The sequence below is a fragment of the Streptomyces chumphonensis genome (assembly GCF_014779715.1).
Lineage (GTDB): Bacteria > Actinomycetota > Actinomycetes > Streptomycetales > Streptomycetaceae > Streptomyces > Streptomyces chumphonensis.
Window position 1 is genome coordinate 1 of sequence record NZ_JACXYU010000026.1, and the last position, 4,545, is coordinate 4,545.

The 4,545-nt window shown below is 74.0% G+C and carries 2 protein-coding genes; both read left to right on the plus strand.

The genetic code is table 11. The features are described from left to right. Positions 1-2,813, plus strand: a 2,813-nt coding sequence (locus tag IF129_RS25840) for a type I polyketide synthase (RefSeq protein ID WP_191212264.1), incomplete at its 5' end; no start/stop codon positions are given. A 66-nt stretch (positions 2,814-2,879) separates the two neighbouring features. Then, the coding region (locus tag IF129_RS25845) for a type I polyketide synthase (RefSeq protein WP_224755610.1) at positions 2,880-4,545 on the plus strand (1,666 nt) is incomplete at its 3' end.

Consider the following 4,545-nt stretch of genomic DNA (forward strand, 5'->3'; position numbering starts at 1 on the left):
GCACCCACTACTGGGCGTCGGACGGCGGCCACGCGTCACTGCGCACGGTCGGGCTGGCGGCTGCCGAGCACCCGCTGCTGGTCACGTCGACCACGCTCCCCGACCGTTCCACCCTGCACACCGGGACCATCGGGGCGCAGCGCGCTCCCTGGCTCACCGATCACGCAGTGTGGGACGTCCCCCTCGCACCCGGCACCGCCTTTCTCGAACTCGCCCTGCACGCGGGGCTGCACGCCGGTACCCCGCACGTCGAAGAACTGACGCTGCACGCGCCGCTTCCGCTCCGTCCGGCCCGCACGCTTCACCTCCGCACCACGGCACCTTCCCCTACGGGACAGCGGACCTTCACGGTGCACACGAGCGTCGACCACGACACGTGGACTCATCACGCGACCGCCACGCTGGCCCCGGAACCGACCTCGGCGATCGAGGCTCCCGTGTGGTCGGCCGACGCCGACACGTCGGCGTTGACGCCGGTGGACGGCTGGTACGAGCGGCTGGCGGAGGCGGGGTTCCAGTACGGTCCGGCCTTCCGGGGGCTGAGGGCGCACGGGCGCAGGGACGGCGAGCTGGTCGCGGAGGTGCGGCTGCCCGACGGGCCCCGGACGGACGCCCGCCGGTTCGGCGTCCATCCGGCGCTGCTCGACGCGGCTCTGCACGCCTGCTTGCTGGAGGGCTCCGACGGGGTCCGGCTGCCGTTCGTGTGGAGCGGGGTCACCTTGCACGCCACGGGCGCCGAGGTGCTGCGCGTCCGGCTGACGCCGATCGGACCCGACACCGTGTCGATGACCGGTTGCGACGAGACGGGCCGGCCGGTCATATCGGTGGCCTCGCTGACGTTGCGCCCGGTGACGGCCGAGCAGTTCCGCGCGACCATGCGGCTGCGCACGCACGGCCCCCTCTACACCGTGGGATGGCGTCCGCTGGGCGTGGCGGAGGGCGAACGGTCAGGGCTTGAGCCTGTCGTGGTCGGACGCGCGGTGCCGGGGCTGCCCCGCCCCACGCACTCCGACCTCGCCGATCTGCTGGCAGCCCCGGAGGGCGTGACGTCCGGTGACGCGACGGAGCCGACCACCGTCGTCCTGCCGTGCGTGGGGAGCGCGGACGCCGGCGTCGCGGCGGCGCACACGGCGCTGGCGCGGGCGCTGGAGGCGCTGACCACCTGGCTCGCCCAGGAGCGGTTCTCGGCCTGGCGACTGGTGCTGCTGACCAGGGGTGCCGTGGCCGTCCGGGACGGGGAGGGCATCGACGATCTGGGGTGGGCACCGCTGTGGGGCCTGGTGCGGTCGGCGCAGTCCGAGCATCCGGGCAGGATCGTCCTGGCCGACGTGGACGAGGCTCCGGAGTCGTTCCGGGCCCTGACGGTCGCGCTCGACCGTTCCGCCGTCGAGCCGCAGCTCGCCGTCCGCCGTGGTGAGGTGTACGCCGCACGGCTGGCGGAGACGCGACAGGTCGAGCCGAGCGCCGGTCCGGAAGCCGGGGACGGAGAGCAGGAAGGGGAGGAGCCGGGCGCGGGCAGCGGGTTCGACGGTCACGGCACGGTGTTGATCACCGGTGGTACGGGGCTGCTGGGCGCGTTGACGGCTCGGCACCTCGTCGAGCACCACGGCGTACGGCGTCTGCTGCTGCTCAGCCGTCGCGGCCCCGAGGCCCCCGGGGCGGACGTGCTGCGGAAGGAACTCGTCGCGGCGGGCGCGGAGGTCGTGATCGTCGCCTGCGACGTGTCCCGGCGTGCGGAGCTCCGCCGGGCCCTGGACCACGTTCCGCACGGCCATCCGCTCCGGGCCGTGGTGCACACGGCGGGCACGCTGGACGACGGCACCCTGGAGACGCTCACCCCCGACCGCGTCGCCGCCGTGCTGCGGCCCAAGGCGGACGCCGCCTGGCACCTGCACGAACTCACCCGTGAGCACGAGGTGAAGGCGTTCGTGCTCTTCTCCTCCGCGGCCGGAGTGCTCGGGCAGGCGGGGCAGGGGAGCTACTCGGCGGCCAACGCCTGGCTGGACGCGCTGGCGCATCTCCGCCGCGCCGAAGGGCTGCCCGCGCTCTCGCTGGCCTGGGGGCTGTGGGCGGAGTCCGGCGGGATGACGGGACACCTCACCACCTCGGACCTGAGCCGCCTGCGCCGGACGGGACTGGCCCCGATGCCCACGGAAGAGGGTCTGGCCCTCTTCGACGCGGCTCTACGGACGGCAGCGGCCCGGACCGCACCGGCCGTCCTCGTGCCGGCCCGGTGGGACCTGGCGGCCGTGCGGGCCGGTACCGAGGTGCCCGCACTCCTCAGCGGTCTCGTACGACCGGCCCCGCGCACAGTGGCGCCCGGTGCGTCCGACGGCACCGGTACGGGCGGGAGCGGTCTGTACGAGCGGCTGCGGAGCGCGTCGGAAACCGACCGGAGCCGGGCGCTGCTGGAACTCGTCCGGCGCACCGTGGCGGCCGTACTCGGCCACGCGGAGGGACAGCAGGTCGATCCCGACCGGGGCTTCCTGGAGTTGGGCCTCGACTCGCTGACCGCGCTGGAGCTGCGCAACCGGCTGGGAGCCGAGGCCGGGCTGCGGCTTCCGGCGACCCTGATCTTCAACCATCCCACGCCCACGGCCGTGGCCGGGAGGCTGGAGAGCCTGTTGTTCCCCGCCGGGGACACCGCGTCCCCGCCGCCGGAGGCCGTCCCCGGAACTGACCGCGTCGCCACGCCGAACCCCGCGGACGCCGGACACGAACCGCCGGACAGCCCAGACGGCGGCGATGTGGCCGACGCGATCGACGCCATGGATCTGGACGACCTGGTCCGGGCCGCCCTGCGAGACGACTGACCCCGCCCCGAGGACGTTCCTCACCCCCGCCATCGTGCCGCGTACCCAGAGGTTCGGAGACTCCCGATGACCGCGTCGAACGAGCAAGTCGTCAAAGCACTGCGCGCCTCGCTCAAAGAGGCCGAGCTGTTGCGTCAGCAGAACCGCAGGCTGACCGCCGCCGCTGCCGCCACCGACGAGCCGCTGGCCGTCGTCGGCATGGCCTGCCGGTACCCGGGGGACGTCACCTCGCCCGAGGAGCTGTGGCGCCTGGTGGCGGACGGCACGGACGCCGTCTCCGACTTCCCCGAGGACCGTGGGTGGGACGTCGCGGGCCTGTACGACCCCGACCCCGAGGTCACCGGCCGGACGTACACGCGCTCCGGCGGCTTCCTGCGCGGTGCCGCCCACTTCGACCCCGGGTTCTTCGGCATCGGCCCCCGCGAGGCGACGGCCATGCACCCGCAGCAGCGGCTGCTGCTGGAGACGTCCTGGGAAGCCCTGGAGCGGTCCGGCATCGATCCGACCTCGGTGCGCGGCACCCGCACGGGCGTCTTCGCGGGCGTCATGCACCAGGACTACGCCTCCCGTCTGCGCCGGGCACCCGACGGCCTGGAGGGCTACCTGATGACCGGGAGCCTCGGCAGCGTGGTGTCGGGTCGCGTCGCCTACACGCTCGGGCTGGAGGGTCCGGCGGTCACGGTGGACACGGCCTGTTCGTCCTCGCTGGTGGCCCTGCACCTCGCGGGCCAGTCCCTGCGCCAGGGCGAGTGCTCGATGGCACTGGTCGGCGGCGTGACGGTGATGACCACGCCGGTGAGCTTCGTCGAGTTCAGCCGACAGCGTGCCCTCTCACCCGACGGCCGCTGCCGCTCCTTCGCGGCCGGCGCGCAGGGCACGGGCTGGGCCGAGGGTGTGGGCGTGCTGGTCCTGGAGCGGTTGTCCGACGCCCGCCGCAACGGGCACCGCGTGCTGGCCGTGGTGCGCGGCTCCGCCGTCAACCAGGACGGCGCCAGCAGCGGATTCTCGGCACCGAACGGACCGGCACAGGAACGCGCGATCCGGCAGGCGCTCGGCAGTGCCGGACTGACGCCCGCGGACGTGGACGCGGTCGAGGCACACGGCACCGGCACCAAGCTGGGTGACCCGATCGAGGCGCAGGCGCTCATCGACACCTACGGGCAGGACCGTCCCGCCGAACGCCCGCTGTGGCTGGGCTCGCTCAAGTCCAACATCGGGCACGCCCAGGCCGCCGCCGGGGTCGGCGGGGTGATGAAGATGGTCCTCGCCCTGCGCCACGGCGTCCTCCCGCAGACCCTGCACGTGGACGCTCCCTCACCGTACGTCGACTGGGCGTCGGGGGGCGTCGAACTCCTCACGGAGCAGCGCCCCTGGCCGACGGTGGACCGGCCGCGCCGGGCCGCCGTCTCCTCCTTCGGCATCAGCGGCACCAACGCCCACGTCATCCTCGAACAGGCACCCGACGAGACGCCCGGGCCCGCGACCATCACCGATCAGGGTGCACCCGGGAAGGCCGAGGCCGAGCCCGAGACGTCGGTGGTGTCGCTGGTGCTGTCGGCGCGGGACGAGAACGCCCTCCGCGCCCAGGCGGGACGCCTGGCGGCCCACCTGCGGGAGACCACCGACGACGTGCGCGAAGTGGCCCACGCCCTGACCACCCAGCGCGCCTTCCTCGACCACCGCGCCGTCATCCTCGGCAACAACCGCGACGAACTCCTGACCGGTCTCGACG